The organism is Chryseobacterium sp. RU37D, assembly GCF_900156075.1.
GTDB lineage: Bacteria > Bacteroidota > Bacteroidia > Flavobacteriales > Weeksellaceae > Chryseobacterium.
In genome coordinates this window covers 91,296-109,989 of the sequence record NZ_FTMM01000008.1, presented here as the reverse complement: position 1 = coordinate 109,989, position 18,694 = coordinate 91,296, and the positions used below count along the sequence as shown (strand labels likewise).

Sequence of the window (18,694 nt, the reverse complement as noted above, 5' to 3'; positions counted from 1 at the left end):
TTTTTTAGATGATGAAAAAAATATTAGTCGTTCTTTTAGGAATTATTGCTCATAATTTATTTTCACAAAATTATTCGCAATATGTAAATCCTTTCATAGGAACCGGTGGTCACGGGCACACATTTCCGGGCGCTATCGTTCCTTTTGGGATGGTGCAACTTTCTCCTGACACCAGAGTGGACGGAAGCTGGGACGGTTGCAGCGGGTATCACTACTCAGATTCTGTGATCTACGGTTTTTCCCACACCCATTTAAACGGTGTAGGTGTTTACGACTATGGAGACATTATGCTGATGCCAACGATGGGAGATCCAAGCCTGAATAATATGGAATATTCATCTAAATTTTCGCATAAAAATGAAAAAGCTTCGGCGGGTTTTTATTCCGTTACATTAGAAAAAAATAATATTGACGTACGCCTTACCACGACAAAAAGAGTCGGCTATCACGAATACACTTTCAATAATCCAGGAAACGCCAATATTATTTTAGACCTCAATCACAGGGATAAGCTGCTGGAAGGTGAAGTAAGAGTAATTGACAACAAAACCATCGAAGTTTTCCGAAGAAGCGAAGCCTGGGCTACGAATCAACAAATCTATGCTAGAATAGAGTTTTCAAAGCCTATGAAAATTTCAAAAAAACTGGTAAACGGTAAAGATGAAAATAATTTTTTCACCGGAACAAAACTAGCATTGGCATTTTCCACAAACGTAAAAAAAGGAGAAAAAATCGATGTAAAAGTTGCCATTTCCCCGACCGGCTATGAAGGCGCAGGAAAAAATATGCTCGCAGAAGGCAAATCTAATGATTTTGAAGCCATCAGAAGACAGGCTATGGCAGACTGGGATAAAGAATTATCAAAAATTGAAGTAAAATCTTCCGATAAAGATAAACTGACGGTCTTCTACACCGCAATGTACCATCTTTTTACACAACCTAACATCAATATGGACGCTGACGGCAAATACAGAGGCCGCGACAACAAATTTTATATGGCCAAAGGTTTCGATTACTACTCTGTCTTCTCTCTTTGGGATACCTTCAGAGGAGCGCATCCTTTAATGACTTTAATAGACAGAAAAAGAACGGCAGATTTCATCAATACTTTCATTAAGCAGTACGAACAAGGCGGGAAACTTCCTGTCTGGGAGCTGGCTTCCAATGAAACAGAATGCATGATCGGCTACCACGCCGTTTCCGTGATTGCAGATGCGATGGCGAAAGGAATCACCGGCTTTGATTATGAAAAAGCTTTTGAAGCTTCCAAACATTCTGCAATGCTTGATATTTTCGGCTTAAATGCTTATAAACAAAATAATTTTATCGCCATAGACGATGAGCACGAAAGCGTTTCCAAAACCGTGGAATATGCTTATGATGACTGGTGTATCGCACAAATGGCTAAAATTTTAGGCAAAAAAGAAGATTACCAATACTTCATGAAACGTTCCCAGAACTGGAAAAACCTGTACAACCCGAAAAACGGATTCATGCAGCCAAGAAAAAATGGAAACTGGTATGAACCGTTTGAGCCAAGAGAAGTGAATAATAATTATACGGAAGGAAATTCCTGGCATTACTCCTACTCCGTACAGCAGGATATCCCTGGACTTATCGCAATTCATGGGGGAAAAGAAAAATTTGAACAATTCATTGACGCCATTTTTGCCGCTCCGGATAAAACTATGGGTAGAGAACAGGTGGATATCACAGGCCTTATGGGACAATATGCACAGGGAAATGAACCAAGTCATCATATTGCCTACCTCTATAATTATGTTGGCAAACCCGAAAAAACAAATGCAAAAATCAAATATATCCTTGATCATTATTACAAAAACGCACCGGACGGCCTGATCGGGAATGAAGATTGCGGACAGATGAGTGCATGGTATATTTTGAGCGCTTTAGGAATCTATTCCGTAACACCGGGATTACCTGAATGGCAGACTACTACACCTTATTTTGATGAAGTAAAGCTTCACCTTGAGGACGGGACCAAAAGAATCATCACCAAGAATACCAGCAAAGAAGAGCTTAAGAGATTAGGTTTTGAAAATGCAAAAACATTCAAAGATTTTAGATATGATGAATTAACAGCCAGTCCGGTAATTGCTGCTGACAGAATTTTTGATTTTAATACAAAAGTAACGATCACCCCACTACATCCTGATGATAAGCTTTATTACATGACTATGGATGAGGGCGATGCCAACGTAAGAAAGACTTTCAAACCTTACAAAGAACCTTTTACCATTACAAAAACTACCCATGTTTCTGCTTATGCAGAAAGGAACGGCGGAAAAAGTTCCATTGTGACAGCCCACTTTAATAGAAGACCTAATAACTGGGATATCACGGTAAATTCTACTCCGACTCCGCAATATACAGCAAGTGGAAAATTATCTTTAATTGATGGGATCTTAGGTGATATCAACTGGAGAAAAGGAGAATGGCTTGGATACCAGGGCCAGACTTTTGAAGCAATTATTGATATGAAATCACCGCAACAGGTTAATCAATTATCTTCTACCTATCTTCAGGACAGCAAAGCATGGATTTTAATGCCTAAAAAAGTGGAATATTATGCTTCAAACAACGGCAAGGATTTCATTTTACTGAAAACCGTCGAGAATACCGTTGATCCAAAAGATGAAACCATCCAAAGGAAAGATTTCACAGCAGATATCCTTCCTACAGAGGCCAGATACATCAAGGTAAAGGCCTATCATTTCGGAATCCTTCCGGAATGGCATTTGGGAGCGGGAGGTGAATCTTATATCTTTATTGATGAAATTGCTGTGAAATAAATTTATGTCAATGAAAAAAATTCCTCTTCATATTATTTTTAATAATCAGCACTATACAAGTTTCTGCTTGCAAATGTAACCAAGCACCATTAGCAGAAAATTATCTATCTGCGGATGTTTTAGGAGTTATTAAAATTATAAAAGTATATGGTGAAAATCAGGAAAACAGAACTTATAAAGCTGATATTGAATTTGAAAAAATATACAAAGGTAAAAAGTTCAAAACACTGAATGTAAGAGGTTTAATTGGAAATTCTTATTCAGGTGCCTGTGAAGTGGATGTGAAACCTAATGAAACATATCTTATTCTATTAAAAAAATACGGAGGCATGTATTCTATTTCGTCATGTTCTGCTAAATATAGTTTTAATATGAAAGAAAAAGTGGAATTAGAAACTTTAGAAAAAACCTTCACGTATATAGATAAAAATAAATTTAGATTTATCGGTCTTACATTTGCCACCTGCTTTGATAAATTACAAACTGATGATAAGTCTGCACTTTCTTATATTAAGGACTTTTCACCTAAAAGCCCATTTGCAATATACAAAGTCAAGGTTAATGATCGATCTGAAATTGAGGAATTAACACCCATAACAACTTTCGGAAATAAAGACAAAGAAATTGAAAATATTTTAAAAAAGAACATGATTGTTGATAGACCGGGATTCGATGATGCCTTCCAACAAGAATACCTAATCCTTTTTTTATATAATAAGGAAAATATAGATAAAAAGTACGCAGAAGTAATCAATAGCGAACGGTAAAAACATAGCCTCTTTTAACTTGAAAGAGGTTTTTTTATTCAATTTAATCTTTCCGACCAATTCAGGATTTCCGGAAGTTCGGCATCAGAAAATTCGATATGGATGACTCTTCTTTTTTTACTGTTTGTAGTACGATTTGAGCCGTGAAGAAGTAAAGGTTTCATAATCATTATTCCTCCTTTTTCTACCTTGCAGATCTCTTCTATTTCCAAATTCCAGTCGATCGTTTCTGCTCTGTAAATACCTTTTGAATGAGATTTTGGAACAACTTTTAGAGCTCCGTTATTTTCATCCGTATCATCCAGGTGGATCCTGATGGTGAAAATATTTTCAAGAATATCCAATGGAGGTTGAACTGCAAACTGATTTTGTTTGGTAGTCCACGGTCCGAAATTTTCCATATCTATTTTCTTATCAACGGAAATGGTTAAATCCTGATGATAAGCAACATACCAGTTTGATCTTTCAGGTTTATCAAAATAAATGCTTTTTACAACAAAATATCTTTCTCCAAAGATTTCGTTAATAATGGTTTTAATCTTATCATTAAAAACCAAATCCTGCACTTCAGGAATTTCCTTTAACAACTGCCTTATTGCAAAGAGATCTTTTGATTTTCTGAACGTTTCTTTTGATGTATCTATATTTTGGATGCTGCTGCTAATCTTTTCTATTTCTTCATTCGAAAAAATATTGTTGATTACCGTAAATCCTTTTTCTTGAATTAAGTTTTTATGATTTTGTAAATTCATTCGATTTTATTGAACTTATTTTAATGCAAAGATCGTAAAGATTTCTTTAGTTATTTTTTGTTAGTAAAGGCCTTTTTCTGCTAATGATAACAAAGCCATTTAAACTTTTATTTTCTCTTTTAATTTATTTCCACGAAGCTTATCTTCCCATAGGGACCTAAGCTCGAATTTTTCCATATTATATTTCTAATACTATTTTTAGATTCCTGCGAAATGACAAACTTTGCGGTTATTCCTAGTATTGGAAGTAATGTCTACAACCCTAGCCCCGATTGAAGTATTTGTTTGAGCTCATTTTATTTTATTGGTAGCGGCGGCTCCGCCGCCGCTACCAATAAAATAAAATAGCGAGTACGGAAAGCGGGAAATAGCTTCAAAAATAAATGGTCTATAACGAACCTTAATTCACCATTGACTATTCTTTACTTAAGCTAAATTAATTTTTTACATCTTCCCGCCACGATCATCCAACTGGCCTTCCCATTTCGAAACGGCTGATGTAGCAAGTGCATTTCCAAGAACGTTCGTCATACTTCTTCCCATATCGCAGAAATGGTCGATGGGCAGGATCAAAGCAATACCTTCCGGCGGAATCCCGAACATCGAACAGGTTGCCACAATGATCACCAGGGAAGCCCTCGGAACTCCTGCAATGCCTTTTGAAGTAAGCATTAAGACCAAAAGCATAGTGATTTGCTGTCCTACAGACATTTCAATTCCGTAGATCTGGGCTATAAAAATTGACGCAAACGTCATATACATCATACTTCCATCCAGATTAAAAGAATATCCTAAAGGTAAAATAAAGGATACTATTCTATTATTACATCCGAATCTTTCCAGCTCTTCAACCAGTTTCGGGAAGACTGCCTCGGAACTTGTCGTGGAAAATGCAATCAGTAAAGGTTCTTTGATTCTTCTAAGCAACTCGAAAAGACGATTTCCTAAAATAAAATATCCAACTAATAATAAAACAAGCCAAAGTACAGCCAGAGCAAAGAAAAAATCTCTTAAATAAATAGCATATACTTTAAATATTTCAAAACCATTGGTAGCCACAACGGCTGCAATAGCACCTAAAACTCCAAGTGGCGCAAACCACATGATGTAACCTACCATCTTTAAGATTCCGTGGGCAAAAATGTCAAATAATTTGATGACAGGCTGAGAGTATTCTTCTCCTAAATTAGCCAAAGCAATACCGAACATGATTGAAAAAACAACGATCTGTAAAACCTCATTGGTTGCAAAAGCTTCAAAAATACTTTTAGGAATCACGTGTTTTACGAAATCTTCCATAGAAAACCCTTTGCTACTTTTTAATAGTTCTTCCGCAGAAGCCGCATCCTGAATAGGAAGTTTTGTAACGTGGCCCGGCTCAAGCCAGTTGACCAGCATTAGCCCGATAAAAAGTGAAATCAAGGAAGCAGATATAAACCATAGCATAGCCTTTGTGCCTACCCTTCCAATCATTTTGATATCACTCATTTTTGCAATTCCCACCACCAATGTAGTGAAAACCAGCGGAGCAATGATCATCTGCACCAGACGAATGAAAACCGTTCCCAAAAGCTTTATATTTTTAGAAAAAGGTTCTGCGTTCTCAGGATATTTTACATGCACAAATCCACCAATACCAACTCCTAAAATAAGCGCAATGACTATGGCTACAAACAGTTTATTTTGTCCTTTCATAAAATTAATTCAAGTTTCGCAAATATAATATTTTTACAATTGGTGGAAGATTTCCGGAAAGAATTAATTTTATGTTAAATTAAAATTATATTAAAATTAACAAGTTGATTTATAAAATATTATAAAAAATTTCATCAACATTTATTGAAATTTTATTCTTTTGGTATAAATTTTATTATTACATTTGATTGTATTAACAACATTAAAAATATACAACTATGAAAAAAACTATCGCGATGGCTGCATTGGCTGTAGCTGTATCTTTCGGGGCGGTTTCTTGTAAAAAGAAAGTTTCTGATGCCGATCTTCAAACTCAAGCTACAACTGTAGTAGTATCAAATCCGAATGCTTCTGTAGAAGTAAAAGATGGTGAGGCACATCTAAGCGGAATTTTTGAAAGTCAGGAGGCCAAAGATGCTATGATTGCTAAATTAAAAGCAATCAATGGTATCAAAAATGTCCATGACATGGCAACTGTAGGTCCTGCTGCACCTGTTGTTGTTAAAAATCAGGATTTAGTTGACCCTGCTGTTCAGCAAAAAGTTAAGGATGCGGTGAAAGATTTCCCATCAGTGAAAGTTGAAACTGTGAATGGAGAATTAACCCTTACGGGAACGGTTTCTTCTGCAGATGCAAGAAAAATTAAAGAATCTGTAGATGCTTTAAAAGTTGGAAAAGTGAATTATAACTATACTGTAAAAAAATAAAAATGAGCACATTACAAGATAAATATTCAAGCGTAGTTTCTGCTGCCCAGTCTGCAGGAATCTCAAACTTACAGATTCAGGAACAGGATGGAATCCTTTATGTTTCCGGAAATGCTCCAAATACGGCTGCTAAAGATGCAGTATGGAACGCTTTAGGAGCTATTGATTCTACTTATTCTGCTTCAGACATCAATATTGACGTACAGGTTGCAGGCCTTGCCGCAGGTGCTGCCCTTACAGTCGCAACTGAAGAATCCAATCTAAATATTAGACAAGAGCCATCTACAGAAGCTGCTGTTGTAGGTAAAGCTGCAAAAGGCGATTCAGTAACATTAATCGAACAGACATCTGACGATTGGTGGAAAGTGAAGACTGCCGATGGACAGGAAGGTTATGCTTATTCAAGATATTTGAAAGCCTAATTATTCAAAAACTTTAAGATTATTTAAATAAAAGCATCCCTATATAGGGATGTTTTTTTATATTTTGGCAAGTTAAAAAAAATTTTAATGAAATAATTATTTATTTTAAATGAAATTAAACTTGATAAATACAATGTTTCAAGTATTGGAGAAGTAGTAATCACTGCTTCACATTCCAAAAGATATTTCAAACAAGAACAAATACCCGTTTCTGATGCAAAAATTTTACAATTCAATTGAAATTGGGGCTTTAAAATAAGAAAACAATCTTTATAATATTGATGGTGGTTAAGGTTAAGGTTCTCGAGGTCATCATTTTTGTTTTTTATTTATCGTAGATTATGCAAATAATTGCGTTATAAGACACTCTCCTATAAAGTCTGCGAGAGAATATAATCATCCTTCTGTCATATGGAAAGCATCTCAACAAAGTATTTATACAACTCTATTTAGATACTCTCAGTATGACAAACTTAACACCCAATTTTGTATAAAATCATTCTTCAATCGTTCTGAAAGTCAAATTCACTCTCGGTGCTTTCACTTTTGTAGTCGGGGGAAGCCTATGCAACCAATGATCTTGAGTGTTTCCTTTCATTACCAGTAAACTTCCGTTTTCCAAGAATATCTCTATTTTTTCTTTCGTAGTTTTATGCTTGAATAAAAACTTTCTTTCCGCTCCGAAGGTCAGAGAAGCAATAGCACCGTGTTTTTTCAAATCCTTTTCTGCATCGCTGTGATAGGCCATGCCTTCACTTCCGTCGTGATATAAGTTCAACAAACAGGAATTGTATGTCTCTCCTGTAATTTCTTCACATTTTTGCTTTAATTCCAATAATTCAATCGACCAGAATTTTGCATATTTTGTTCGTTTTGAATAGGTGTATTCAAATGGTTTTTCACCAAACCATGCGACTTTTCTTTTGGTGAAAATTAATTTTCCAAAAATTATTGCCTCATCATTTTCCCATGGAATCTGATCAAGTAAATAATCATAATAAAAATCTGACTGTTCTTTGGAGAAAACCTTTCCATAATAGTAGACCGTTCCGTCGTTGGGAAGAATATTTAAAGGGTAATCGGGTATGTCTTCGAATAAACTTATCATAAAGTTTAAGATTTTGTGTTTAATTTTTATTAAAATAGATTTTGGCTAAAGCCAATTGAATTAATTGATTATTTTAAACGGGCTAAAGCCCGTTTCCTATTGATGGAATAATTTATACTTTTAAAATTTTAAACAAATTTATTCGTATTATTCTTGAAAAAAATTAGTAAAATTTGTGTTTATGCTTAAGAATATATTTTAGAACTCTCCCACCCTATAATCAGTTGTTTCCTTTCACTTCCCCACCGATAACCGCCAAGATTGCCGGAAGACTGAATTACGCGGTGACATGGAATGAGAAAGGCAACGGGATTACTTCCAATCGCAGTTCCGACTGCTCTTGAAGCGCTTGGATTTCCTATCTTTTCGGCTAAACTTCCATACGTTGATAATTTGCCCATAGGAATCGTAAGAAGACTTTCCCAGACTTTCAATTGAAAATCGGTACCTTTTAAATGGAGTTTTATGGTGTTGAGCTTTGTCCAGTCTTTGTTGAAAATGGATAACGCATTTTTCTGAAAATCATCCTGTCTTTCAAAAAAAGAAGCATTAGGAAATTTTAAAATTAAATCTCCCAATGCTTTATTTTTAATGGTTTCAAAAGCCATATAACAGATCCCTTTTTCTGTGGAAGCTGTAATTACATTTCCAAAGGGTGTTTCAGAAAAACTGTAATTAATATTGAGACTTTTTCCTCCGTTTTTATATTCTGCAGGAGACATTCCTTCAATCTTCACAAACAGATCATGCAGCCTGCTTGTACTCGAAAATCCTGTCTCGTAAGCTGTATCAAATAAACTCGCCTTTTCTTCCTTCAATAAATTTTTAGCATGTTCAAGGCTGATGAACTGTAAAAATTTCTTCGGACTTGTTCCTGCCCAATCAGAAAACATCTTCTGAAAATGAGCCGGACTTAAATTAATTTTCTCCGCCACTTCATCCAAACCTGGCTGAAGCTTAAAATTGCTTCTGATATACTCTATCGCTTTCGCAATTCTTTCGTAATCTATCTGATTTTGTGTAGACATAACATTGAATTTACCTCACAAAGTTCCAAAGAATTTATGGCAGAAAAAATCCGATTCTTGCGGAATTTTAGTTGTTTTTATAAAGATGATAATACGCAAGCATTTTGTAATATAACTTCGCCGCCAGGAACGCGCTTGGTTTTACCATAGGAGAGTCCATTAATTCTACAATATCAAACGCTACAACGTTACATTTTTCAAATACTTTTCTTAATAACTCCAAAGTCGGATACCATTGTAAGCCGCCTGGCTCAGGAGTACCTGTTGATGGGCAAAGTGAAGGATCAAAAGCATCAAGGTCGATGGTGATATATACATTTCCTGAAACTTTTTCCAATACATCATTTACCCAATTTTCGTTATTGGCGATTTCGTGAGCGAAAAATACTCTTCCTTCCGGTAAATATTCCGCTTCTTCAATATCCATAGAGCGGATTCCTACTTGTACCAGATTGTGCTTCTGATTTGCCTCAAAAACCGCACAGGCATGATTAGAAGTAGAACCATGGAATTCCGGACGAAGGTCTGTGTGAGCATCCAGCTGAAGAACCGTTAAGTTTTCAAATTTTTCCCCAACCGCACGAATCGATCCGATAGAAACAGAGTGCTCTCCACCGAAAAGTGTGAATAATTTACCATCATTGTTCAAAAGCTCTTTTGTTTTTTGATAAACTGCTTCTGTCATGGCTTCCGGCGTAGAATTTTCAGCAACCTCACCAGCCAGGAAAACCCCTTCCAAATAAGGCTCTGTTTGAGTTTCAATATCGTAAAGCTCCATATTTTCGGAAGCATCTAAAAACAATTCCGGGCCTTTGTCTGCCCCCTTTCCCCAAGTAGAAGTTCCGTCGTAAGGAACCGTTACCAACATTACTTTTGAGTTCTCTAATGATGCATTTTCTTCAGGAATTCCTGCGTATGTTTTCATGTCTTTATTTAAAATTAAATGATTTCGGCAAAGATACAAAATAGTCTCCGAGTTATAAATTGTGAGTGATGAGTTATGAATTTTTAACCTTCATTCCAATTATTTTAATTTTTAAATCCTTTAATGTTTAAATTTTAAAAGTTATTTTTGTTAAAAATTTAATTTTATGTCACTAAAAGCTGTGCTATTCGATATGGATGGCGTAATTGTGGACACAGAACCATTGCACAGGAAAGCTTATTTTAAAACCTTTGACGAGTTGGAAATTGCTGTTTCCGAAGAATTATATACCTCTTTTACAGGAGCTTCAACAAAAAGAGTTTGTGAAACATTGATTAATAAATTTAATTTAAATCAGACTCGTGAAGAAATTGCTAAAAGCAAAAGAGATTATTTCAAGGATTATTTTTACAATGATGAAGGATTTGATTTGATTCCGGGAGTAAGAGAGCTTATTCAGCACTACTATGAAAACGGAATCAAATTAATTTTGGCTTCTTCTGCTACTATGACCACAATTAATATGGTTTTTGAAAAATTTGACCTTGAAAAATATTTCAACGGGAAAATAAGCGGTGCTGATTTGAAAGAATCAAAACCTCATCCTGAAGTGTTCCTTCTGGCAGCAGAAATAGCTGGTGAGCCGGTTGAAAACTGTATGGTCATCGAAGATTCCACAAATGGAATTCTAGCAGCACATCGGGCGAAAATTTTCTGTGCAGCGTATAGAAGTCCGCACTCTAAAAATCAGGATTATACGTTGGCGGATATGGTAGTTTCGGATTATGAAGATCTTCAACTGGATAAGATTTCAAAATATTTTTAAAAAGAAAAAGCTCTCGAATTTTGAGAGCTTTTGTTATTAACGTTTTGGCTAAAGCCAGTTTGATCATAATTTTTGCTAAATGGGCTAAAGCTCATTTCTATTGATGAGCTACTTGTAACCTAGAATTTTTAATACATCTTCCGGCTCCTGCTTTTCACGGAAAATCTCGTATTGCAGTTCACCGTTTTCATCTTTCTGAATCAGAACGTGTCTCGGCTGAGGCATCAGGCAGTGATGAATTCCACCAAATCCACTGATGGTTTCCTGATATGCTCCAGTATGGAAAAACCCGATGTATAAAGGTTTTGTATCACTGAAAACCGGCAGATAAATTGCGTTGGTATGCTGTTCAGAATTATAATAATCATCTGAATCACAGGTCAACCCGCCCAGAAAAACCCTTTCATAAGTATCTTCCCATCTGTTCAGCGGAAGCATAATAAAGTGCCTTGAAATTGCCCAGGTATCAGGAAGAGTGGTCATGAAAGATGAATCGATCATATTCCATTTTTCTCTGTCGTTTTGGCGTTTTTGGGAAATGATCTTATAAATATTGGCACCGCTTTCTCCAACCGTGAAACTTCCGAATTCAGTATAAATATTTGGTTCTTCTACCCCTTCTTCTTCGCAGAATTTCTTGATCTGGGAAACGATTTCCTCCACCATATACTGATAATCGTAGTCAAAGTTCAAAGAAGTTTTAATTGGGAAACCACCACCGATGTTCAATGAATCAACTTCCGGGGCAATTTTCTTCAAACGTGCATAAACACGAAGACATTTATACAATTCGTTCCAATAATACGCTGTGTCTTTGATCCCGGTATTGATGAAAAAGTGAAGCATTTTCAATCTTGCATTCGGATGTTCAGCAATTTTCTGGCTGTAATAAGGAATAATGTCTTTATATCCGATTCCTAGTCTTGAGGTATAAAATTCGAACTTCGGCTCTTCTTCAGATGCAATTCTGATTCCGATATCAAATGTTGTATCAATACTTTCCGTTAATTTATCCAATTCGCGGTAATTATCCAGAATCGGTGTAATATTTTCAAAACCGCTATTGATCATATCTGAAATTTTCGCTAGATAATCATCTGTTTTAAAACCATTACAGATAACCTCTATTTTTTCATCTACTTTGCCGTTTTCGTAAAGAGATTTTACGATATCCATGTCATAAGCAGAAGAAGTTTCTATTGAAATGTTGTTTTTCAGCGCCTCTTCCAGTACAAATTTGAAATGACTTGATTTTGTACAGTAGCAATATGTATAATTCTTCTTATAATCGGTCTTCTCAAAGGCTTCTTTAAACCAGCTCTTGGCCTTTTGAATATTTTGAGAAATTCTCGGCAGGTAGCTAATCTTTAGCGGGGTGCCAAATTTTTCAACAACATCCATCAAGGGAATGTCGTGAAACAACAAATTGTTCTCAGAAACATTAAATTCTTCTGTTGGAAAATACAATGTCTGATCAATAAGTTCCGAGTATTTTATTTTCATTTCTTGACAAGTGAATTAAGAATGCAAAATTGCTAAAAAAGTTTGGTTTTTGAGCGTTAAAATTATTTAAATTTCGCTCACTTTTTAAGCAGAAAACTATTGCAGATTATTAATATGTAAACTTCCTGATATATTCATCTCTTTTATCTTCAGAAATTCCTAAGACATTTTGAATATAAACATCTGTTGAACCATATTTATTATTAATCTCATCAAAAGCAGCATCCAGATAATCCTTTTCAACCCAGCTTAGTTTTTCAAGGACTTTTACATCCATTTTCGGGTAAAGAAAATGCAGGTCTTTGGCAAGGGTAAGCCTCTTTTCAACTATTTTTTTTCTGTAATTGTTGGATAAAAGATATTCATTGTAAATGGCCTCTTTATTAAATTTTAAAATTGTCAGGATCAATGCAGTAATGATTCCTGTGCGGTCTTTACCTGCCGTACAGTGATACAAAACCGGCTGATCTGATTCCAAAATTTCTGTAATGATGTTTTTGATGGTTTCGGGGTTCTCCGTGAGGTAATCTTTGTAAAAATCAAGCATTGTTACCTCTGCGTCGGAACCTTTCACTTTACCTTTTAGTACTAACTTTTTTGCCTGATCCAATTGATCTCCTTTGTCCTCAAAAGCCGAATAGTTTTTATATAATATATCATCTGGAATATGATCCGGTTTTCGGGCAATTTCTTTTGAATTTCTAAGATCGATAATTTCCTTAATTCCTAAGCTTTCTAATTTATCGAAAGATTTTTTCTTTAATTGATGAAGGTGGCCGCTTCTGTAAAACTTTCTTGGTTTTAAAGTTTTTCCGTCAATATTTTTAATGCTACCGATTGTTCGAAAATTACGAATTTTTTTAATCTTAAAATATCTTTCTGTTTTATTTTTCCCGTATTCGGGTACAGAAAAGCTTTGCGTTTTACATGAGTAATTGCAGAATATTGAAATGGTTAAAAATAATATTTTTATTGATTTTTTCATTTTTATTTAGCCACAGATTCCACGGATTTATAGAGATGCTTGGGTTTTATTTTTATGTTTTGGCTAAAGCCAATTGATTATTTTTCTTTTGAAAACGGGCTAAAGCCCGTTCCTATTGATGTTTACAAATATTTTTTATATTTTTAATTTCCTATGAAAATCAAACTGTGTTATTTGTGAAAAATTAGTGGAATTAATATTTAAACTACAAATAATTCCTTCCTGTAAAAATCAGCAAATCCCCCTTTTTATATTCAATGGAAACTTCGTCTTCAATGGCAAAATTTCTTGTCCCTATTCTTGAGGTGATGCTTAGATTTCCATTGGTTAAAGGCCAATTCAATCCTTTGGTTGTAATATTTTCAACCAGCGGAAACGGATAGAGGGAAATCATTTTATTCTTTACACCTTTTACAGTAAAATTTTTAGGAATGAAATAATATTCTGAAAACTCGTCATAAAATTTGATGCTTAGCTGATCTTTAAACCCAAAAGCAACCGTAAGATTTCCCAGGAAATGATCCTGCTCTCCGCCGCTGGCTCCAAAAACATTAATATCTGTAAAGCCTCTTTCCAAGATTATTTCCAGCGCTTTATGAAAATCTGTCTTGTTCTGATCCGGAGTATAAATGAATTTTTCCTTGTAAATATCTTCATCTGAGCCGGAATGCGAATCAAAATCCCCGGAAATAAAATCCAGCTTTTCCAAAGGAAATTTTAAATTTTTTAAATAATGAAAAGCTCCGTCTGTACAGGCAATTAAGCCATAGTCTTCAATTTTCGGGAAAGATTTTGGAGGATCACCGTTGATGAAAAGTAACACCTTATCTTTCATTAGGATTCCAGTATTCTTCAGGCTCGTTATTGATTTTTGAAATATATCTTGCCAAAACAAACAGGTAGTCTGAAAGCCTGTTTAAATACTTAATCAGTTCCGGGCGCACTTCTTCCGACTCATTTAAGAAAACTAAAGAGCGCTCTGCCCTTCTGCAGATTGTTCTGGCCGCATGTAAAAATGTCGCTGATTTTCCGCCTCCTGGAAGAATAAAATACTGAAGAGGGTCTAATTTTTCGTCAAAAGCATCCATCCAGTTTTCTAGCTCTTCAATTTCATCATCAGAAATAACCAATGGGAGACGTGATTTTCCATTGGCCTGCATTAGTTTATCGATCGGTGTGGCAGCTTCTGAACCCACAGTAAATAAGTCAAACTGGATTTTCTCTAGTTGTTTTAAAACCTCCTGATCTTCAATATGGCTCTTGGCAATCCCGATGAATGAATTTAATTCGTCTATATTTCCGTAGCTGTCGACTCTTGCACTGGCTTTTGAAACTCTTGTTCCACCATACAAAGCAGTCTGGCCTTTGTCGCCTGTTTTTGTATAAATTTTCATAGTACTAATTTACTTTATTTTATACAATGTAAAAAGCAATAAAGTTTATAAATTAGAATAAAACATACAGATAAACTCATCATTATATTTCTGTCTGGCCGTTTTTATCTTTTCATTTTTAGATTTTATGCAGATCAGCCTTTTATATATTTGAACTATAAAGAGTACGAAAAAAAATGATCGGCCTTAAAAGACCAATCACTTTCAAATTATTTATTTTACCTAACAATGTCGTAAGTATATCCTTTTAACGGAAAATTCAGCAACATTATTTTGAAAATTTAAAAATATTTTTCTTCATTAAAATTCCTACTGACAAACTGTTGTCATCACACTACTCTATCTTTGTATTAACAATAACAAACAATATTAAAATTATGACAACTACAGTAACAATTACAAAAAAATTCATGACTTCAGAACAGCTATTGGAACACTGGCAAGGGCACAGAAATCTGACAAGAAAGGTAATTGAAATGTTCCCGGAAAAAGAATTATTCGAGTTTTCGGTAGGCGGAATGAGACCTTTTGCAAAACTAGCAGTGGAGCTCATTAGCATCGGAGGACCGGCTTTGAAAGGGATCGTTGAAAAAAATATTGAAGCTTATAATGAAGAAGGATTTAACCCGAAAACCAAAGAGGATATCTTGAAAAAATGGGATGATGAAACTGAAACCATTAACCATTATTTTTCGCAGATTTCTGAAGAGCGCTTTCAGGAAACCTTCAATTTATTTGGTCAGTATGAGTTCCCGGTATACCAGAATATCCTGTATTTCGTTGATAATGAAATTCATCACCGTGGGCAAGGATATGTTTATCTGAGAGCCTTAGGAATTGAACCACCTTTTTTTTGGGAGAGATTTTAGGATCTTTGATTCCTTTAATCAAACTAAGAGCTTTGATTAATATCAATATGAAAAATCATTCATAAGCTTTAAAAACATAAAATCTCCTCCAATTAAATTAATATTGCAAAAGTCCCGGTAAATCCGTCGGGGCTTTATTTATGCTTATTGGAAATATTTTCTAATAATTGATTTAATCTTGTCTGAAGAATCTCAGGTTCCAGGATCGTTGCATAGTCGGCAAACGTAATCAGCCAGCGTGGAAAACCTTCATTAAGCCAGTCTGTTTCAAAGGTAAGCTCTACTCCGTTTTCTGTATCAACTTCATTGATTAATCCGTAATATTTTTTAGAATTTACCAGATGCCCCATGATTTTTTTTTCGACCAAGAGTTTTACAATGATTTTATTTTCGTTTCTTTTTTTCCTGTAATCTGTGATTTGCCCATATTCCTGTAAAAAAGGGTTTTCCGTTTTTGAAATCTTCAAAACCCTGTCTACCCGAAACTGCCGAAAATCATTTCTTAACGTGCAGAAAGCCATGATATACCAGTAATTAAATTCAAAGAAAACCCCCACTGCTTCAATGGTTCTTGTAGAAATTGTGTTATCAACGGTTCTGTATTCTATGATCAGCTGACATTTCTCGGCAATGCTTTCCAGAATGGTCGGGATAACATCTTTTATGGTATCTTCCGTTTTTGCCTGATACTGAAAAATATCAATCTGTTTTTCAATATTATGGATTAAATTTTTGTCGGAATATTTCAGTACCGAACGTACTTTTTCCATCGCCGTCTGATAATGGCTTCCCAAGCTTTGATGAGAAAATTTTTGCATAAGTTTTTCGGCGGTAATGAAACTTAAAACCTCCTCTTTCGTAAACATCACCGGCGGAAGTTTATAGCCATCCATAAGAGAATAACCACTTCCTGCTTCACCCACAATAGGAATACCAGCATTTTCCAATGTCTTTACATCACGGTAAATGGTACGGACACTTACTTCAAACTTTTGGGCAAGATCCTGTGCCCTTACAATCGGTTTTGATTGTAATTGTGTAAGAATGGCGGTAACTCGGTCAATCTTTTTTAGGTAATGGTCGTTCATTGGATTGGATGGTTGGAGTTTTTAGGGTTAGCAAAGTTATCTTTTATCTTTTATCAAAAATTAATTATCCTTAAAAGTATTTACCAGTTTATCTAAATTTAAACTTCTTGCCGAAGCATCAAAAATTTCCCTGTATGTTCCGTTGATCTGTACCAGTTCATTATGAGTTCCGCTTTCTACTACCCTGCCTTTTTTCATTACATAAATTTTATCCGAGTCTAAAATCTGCGACAAAGAGTGAGAGATAATAATCACCGTTCTGCCTTCTTTTATGGCATCCAGAGAGTTTTTGATTTGTTCCGTGGCGATTGCATCAAGGCTTGCTGTTGGTTCATCGAGAAAAATAATCGGCGGATCTTTTAAAAATAATCTCGCAATAGCAATTCTCTGCTGCTGCCCTCCAGAAAGCTGGGTTGCATCATGCTTATAGCCATCAGGAAGCTCTAAAATCTGCTCATGTAGATAAGCTTTTTTCGCGGCAGCTTCTATTTCCTCGAAAGTTGCATTCATATTTCCGTAGAGGATATTATCTTCAATACTTCCCTGGAAAATATGATTTTTCTGAAGAACTAATCCCAGATCATCCCTTAAATAAGTATTGTTAAAATCATTCAGATCAACTCCGTCCAGCAGGATTTTTCCGGAATCAGGAAGGTAAAACTTACACAAAAGATTAATGACTGTTGATTTTCCGGCACCACTTAGCCCTACCAAAGCAGTCGTTTTCCCATTTTCAATTTTCATGGAAACATCGTGAAGCGCCTGAGTTCCGTTCGGGTAAGTAAAATTGATATTTTTTAATTCAAAATTTCCTTTGATATCTTTTTCTACAAACCTTCCGCTTGGCTCTTTTTCGTTGTCAGCATTTAAAATATCAAAATAGCCCTCTGCATAGATCATCGCATCATTCATATCATCATAAATCCTGTGCAACTGGCGAATCGGTGCCGAAACATTATTAAAAAGCATAATATGAAGCATGATCGCCCCGATAGTCATTTGCTGATCCAGCACCAGATAAACCGTCAGAAGAATAATTAAAACCACCCCGAATTGCTCGATAAAAGTTTTTAAACCATCGTAAATAAAATTTGTTTTTCGGGTAAACATTTGGCTTTCCATCAATTGCATCTGCAAATCGTATTGTTTTTTTCCTTCAAATTTTTCGCGGACAAAACTTTTAATCACCATAATGGAATTGATTAGATTCAAAAGACCTGAAGTTTTCTGCTCCCGCTGATTTCTCAAAGTACGTCTCACACCGCTTAATTTTTTTGCCTGTAAAGAACTTACATAAAAGTAAATAGGAACAATAATAGTAGAAACAATTCCTACATACACATTCTGCATATACATAATCACCAATGCTATAATTGAATTTGAAAACAATGGAAGCATGTCGATAAAGAAGTTTTGCACCAGCCTCGTAAGACTTTCTATTCCACGGTCGATTCTTATCTGCAGCTTGCCGGATTCGTGATTGTCATCATTAAAATAAGCCACTTTATAGGTTAAAATCTTATCAATTGCCGATTGCGCCAGCACCGAACTTACATTAATTCTAATTTTTTCCCCATAAAATTTCTGCCCGAAATTAATAAAAATATTCAGCAGCTCTTTTCCCAACAAGATCACGGAAATCACTACCAGAATATGAATTCCCTCAGACATCGGATGCGAAAGATGGGTAATCTTAGTCACCTCATCCACTGTATATTTTAATACAATAGGATTCACTTGCGCCGCCAAAGCTCCCAGAAATGTAAGGAATAATGTCCCGTAAATCATTAACCGGTAAGGTTTAATAAAGGA

Annotated in this window: 17 protein-coding genes; 6 read left to right on the top strand and 11 right to left on the bottom strand. The window is 35.3% G+C overall.

Features of this window, described 5'->3' with window-relative positions; translation table 11 throughout:
* Positions 1 to 11: 11 nt before the first annotated feature.
* On the top strand, positions 12 to 2,813 hold the full coding sequence (locus BW926_RS05900) for a GH92 family glycosyl hydrolase (protein WP_076445143.1): 2,802 nt from the start codon (positions 12 to 14) through the stop codon (positions 2,811 to 2,813).
* A gap of 371 nt (positions 2,814 to 3,184) precedes the next feature.
* Positions 3,185 to 3,580 carry a hypothetical protein gene (locus BW926_RS14525; protein ID WP_076445115.1) on the top strand — a complete coding sequence of 132 codons (396 nt, stop codon included), beginning with the start codon at positions 3,185 to 3,187 and terminating at the stop codon, positions 3,578 to 3,580.
* Between the two features lie 38 nt (positions 3,581 to 3,618).
* Here the strand turns inward: BW926_RS14525 and BW926_RS05890 are convergent, their stop codons facing one another.
* Entirely contained in the window at positions 3,619 to 4,332 is a 714-nt protein-coding gene (locus tag BW926_RS05890; RefSeq protein WP_076445113.1) for a phytanoyl-CoA dioxygenase family protein, read from the bottom strand.
* Between the two features lie 444 nt (positions 4,333 to 4,776).
* Positions 4,777 to 6,027 carry a dicarboxylate/amino acid:cation symporter gene (locus tag BW926_RS05885; RefSeq protein WP_076445111.1) on the bottom strand — a complete coding sequence of 417 codons (1,251 nt, stop codon included), beginning with the start codon at positions 6,025 to 6,027 and terminating at the stop codon, positions 4,777 to 4,779.
* 218 nt (positions 6,028 to 6,245) lie between these two features.
* Between BW926_RS05885 and BW926_RS05880 the strand changes: the two genes are divergently transcribed.
* Positions 6,246 to 6,734 carry a BON domain-containing protein gene (locus BW926_RS05880; RefSeq protein ID WP_076445109.1) on the top strand — a complete coding sequence of 163 codons (489 nt, stop codon included), beginning with the start codon at positions 6,246 to 6,248 and terminating at the stop codon, positions 6,732 to 6,734.
* 2 nt (positions 6,735 to 6,736) lie between these two features.
* Complete coding sequence (locus tag BW926_RS05875; protein ID WP_076445107.1) at positions 6,737 to 7,156, top strand: SH3 domain-containing protein; 420 nt, start codon at positions 6,737 to 6,739, stop codon at positions 7,154 to 7,156.
* Positions 7,157 to 7,652: 496 nt separating this feature from the next.
* Here the strand turns inward: BW926_RS05875 and BW926_RS05870 are convergent, their stop codons facing one another.
* From BW926_RS05870 to speB, 3 genes are all read right to left on the bottom strand, one after another.
* Positions 7,653 to 8,261: an alpha-ketoglutarate-dependent dioxygenase AlkB family protein gene (locus BW926_RS05870; RefSeq protein ID WP_410493249.1), complete on the bottom strand. Its 609-nt coding sequence runs from the start codon at positions 8,259 to 8,261 to the stop codon at positions 7,653 to 7,655.
* A gap of 188 nt (positions 8,262 to 8,449) precedes the next feature.
* Positions 8,450 to 9,292: a bifunctional helix-turn-helix domain-containing protein/methylated-DNA--[protein]-cysteine S-methyltransferase gene (locus tag BW926_RS05865; RefSeq protein ID WP_076445103.1), complete on the bottom strand. Its 843-nt coding sequence runs from the start codon at positions 9,290 to 9,292 to the stop codon at positions 8,450 to 8,452.
* Between the two features lie 67 nt (positions 9,293 to 9,359).
* Complete coding sequence (speB, locus tag BW926_RS05860; RefSeq protein ID WP_076445102.1) at positions 9,360 to 10,217, bottom strand: agmatinase; 858 nt, start codon at positions 10,215 to 10,217, stop codon at positions 9,360 to 9,362.
* Positions 10,218 to 10,383: 166 nt separating this feature from the next.
* Here speB and BW926_RS05855 point away from each other — a divergent pair, with 166 nt between their 5' ends.
* Positions 10,384 to 11,043: an HAD family hydrolase gene (locus tag BW926_RS05855; RefSeq protein WP_076445100.1), complete on the top strand. Its 660-nt coding sequence runs from the start codon at positions 10,384 to 10,386 to the stop codon at positions 11,041 to 11,043.
* A gap of 108 nt (positions 11,044 to 11,151) precedes the next feature.
* Here BW926_RS05855 and BW926_RS05850 read toward each other — a convergent pair whose 3' ends face one another.
* The 4 genes from BW926_RS05850 to BW926_RS05835 form a co-directional block, all read right to left on the bottom strand.
* Positions 11,152 to 12,546 carry a type III PLP-dependent enzyme domain-containing protein gene (locus BW926_RS05850; RefSeq protein ID WP_076445098.1) on the bottom strand — a complete coding sequence of 465 codons (1,395 nt, stop codon included), beginning with the start codon at positions 12,544 to 12,546 and terminating at the stop codon, positions 11,152 to 11,154.
* A 109-nt stretch (positions 12,547 to 12,655) separates the two neighbouring features.
* A complete protein-coding gene (locus BW926_RS05845; RefSeq protein ID WP_076445096.1) occupies positions 12,656 to 13,531 on the bottom strand; it encodes a tyrosine-protein phosphatase in 876 nt (291 codons plus the stop codon).
* Between the two features lie 205 nt (positions 13,532 to 13,736).
* The gene (locus BW926_RS05840) at positions 13,737 to 14,366 is read right to left on the bottom strand and encodes a thiamine diphosphokinase (protein ID WP_076445094.1); all 630 of its coding nucleotides are present in this window, start codon (positions 14,364 to 14,366) and stop codon (positions 13,737 to 13,739) included.
* On the bottom strand, positions 14,356 to 14,925 hold the full coding sequence (locus BW926_RS05835) for a cob(I)yrinic acid a,c-diamide adenosyltransferase (RefSeq protein WP_076445092.1): 570 nt from the start codon (positions 14,923 to 14,925) through the stop codon (positions 14,356 to 14,358). Before BW926_RS05835 ends, BW926_RS05840 begins: the two co-directional genes overlap by 11 nt.
* 377 nt (positions 14,926 to 15,302) lie before the next feature.
* Here BW926_RS05835 and BW926_RS05830 point away from each other — a divergent pair, with 377 nt between their 5' ends.
* A complete protein-coding gene (locus BW926_RS05830; RefSeq protein ID WP_076445090.1) occupies positions 15,303 to 15,794 on the top strand; it encodes a DinB family protein in 492 nt (163 codons plus the stop codon).
* A 134-nt stretch (positions 15,795 to 15,928) separates the two neighbouring features.
* Here BW926_RS05830 and BW926_RS05825 read toward each other — a convergent pair whose 3' ends face one another.
* Together BW926_RS05825 and BW926_RS05820 are read right to left on the bottom strand one after the other, a co-directional pair.
* Positions 15,929 to 16,882 carry a helix-turn-helix transcriptional regulator gene (locus tag BW926_RS05825; RefSeq protein WP_076445088.1) on the bottom strand — a complete coding sequence of 318 codons (954 nt, stop codon included), beginning with the start codon at positions 16,880 to 16,882 and terminating at the stop codon, positions 15,929 to 15,931.
* A gap of 60 nt (positions 16,883 to 16,942) precedes the next feature.
* The gene (locus tag BW926_RS05820; RefSeq protein ID WP_076445141.1) at positions 16,943 to 18,670 is read right to left on the bottom strand and encodes an ABC transporter ATP-binding protein; all 1,728 of its coding nucleotides are present in this window, start codon (positions 18,668 to 18,670) and stop codon (positions 16,943 to 16,945) included.
* Positions 18,671 to 18,694 lie beyond the last annotated feature (24 nt).

What these genes read in the sequence shown, in the direction of transcription:
- BW926_RS05900 (WP_076445143.1), top strand. Translation starts at nt 12, where the DNA reads ATGAAAAAAATATTAGTCGTTCTTTTAGGAATTATTGCTCATAATTTA.
- BW926_RS14525 (WP_076445115.1), top strand. Translation starts at nt 3,185, where the DNA reads ATGAAAGAAAAAGTGGAATTAGAAACTTTAGAAAAAACCTTCACGTAT.
- BW926_RS05890 (WP_076445113.1), bottom strand. Translation starts at nt 4,332, where the DNA reads ATGAATTTACAAAATCATAAAAACTTAATTCAAGAAAAAGGATTTACG.
- BW926_RS05885 (WP_076445111.1), bottom strand. Translation starts at nt 6,027, where the DNA reads ATGAAAGGACAAAATAAACTGTTTGTAGCCATAGTCATTGCGCTTATT.
- BW926_RS05880 (WP_076445109.1), top strand. Translation starts at nt 6,246, where the DNA reads ATGAAAAAAACTATCGCGATGGCTGCATTGGCTGTAGCTGTATCTTTC.
- BW926_RS05875 (WP_076445107.1), top strand. Translation starts at nt 6,737, where the DNA reads ATGAGCACATTACAAGATAAATATTCAAGCGTAGTTTCTGCTGCCCAG.
- BW926_RS05865 (WP_076445103.1), bottom strand. Translation starts at nt 9,292, where the DNA reads ATGTCTACACAAAATCAGATAGATTACGAAAGAATTGCGAAAGCGATA.
- speB (WP_076445102.1), bottom strand. Translation starts at nt 10,217, where the DNA reads ATGAAAACATACGCAGGAATTCCTGAAGAAAATGCATCATTAGAGAAC.
- BW926_RS05855 (WP_076445100.1), top strand. Translation starts at nt 10,384, where the DNA reads ATGTCACTAAAAGCTGTGCTATTCGATATGGATGGCGTAATTGTGGAC.
- BW926_RS05850 (WP_076445098.1), bottom strand. Translation starts at nt 12,546, where the DNA reads ATGAAAATAAAATACTCGGAACTTATTGATCAGACATTGTATTTTCCA.
- BW926_RS05845 (WP_076445096.1), bottom strand. Translation starts at nt 13,531, where the DNA reads ATGAAAAAATCAATAAAAATATTATTTTTAACCATTTCAATATTCTGC.
- BW926_RS05840 (WP_076445094.1), bottom strand. Translation starts at nt 14,366, where the DNA reads ATGAAAGATAAGGTGTTACTTTTCATCAACGGTGATCCTCCAAAATCT.
- BW926_RS05835 (WP_076445092.1), bottom strand. Translation starts at nt 14,925, where the DNA reads ATGAAAATTTATACAAAAACAGGCGACAAAGGCCAGACTGCTTTGTAT.
- BW926_RS05830 (WP_076445090.1), top strand. Translation starts at nt 15,303, where the DNA reads ATGACAACTACAGTAACAATTACAAAAAAATTCATGACTTCAGAACAG.
- BW926_RS05825 (WP_076445088.1), bottom strand. Translation starts at nt 16,882, where the DNA reads ATGAACGACCATTACCTAAAAAAGATTGACCGAGTTACCGCCATTCTT.
- BW926_RS05820 (WP_076445141.1), bottom strand. Translation starts at nt 18,670, where the DNA reads ATGATTTACGGGACATTATTCCTTACATTTCTGGGAGCTTTGGCGGCG.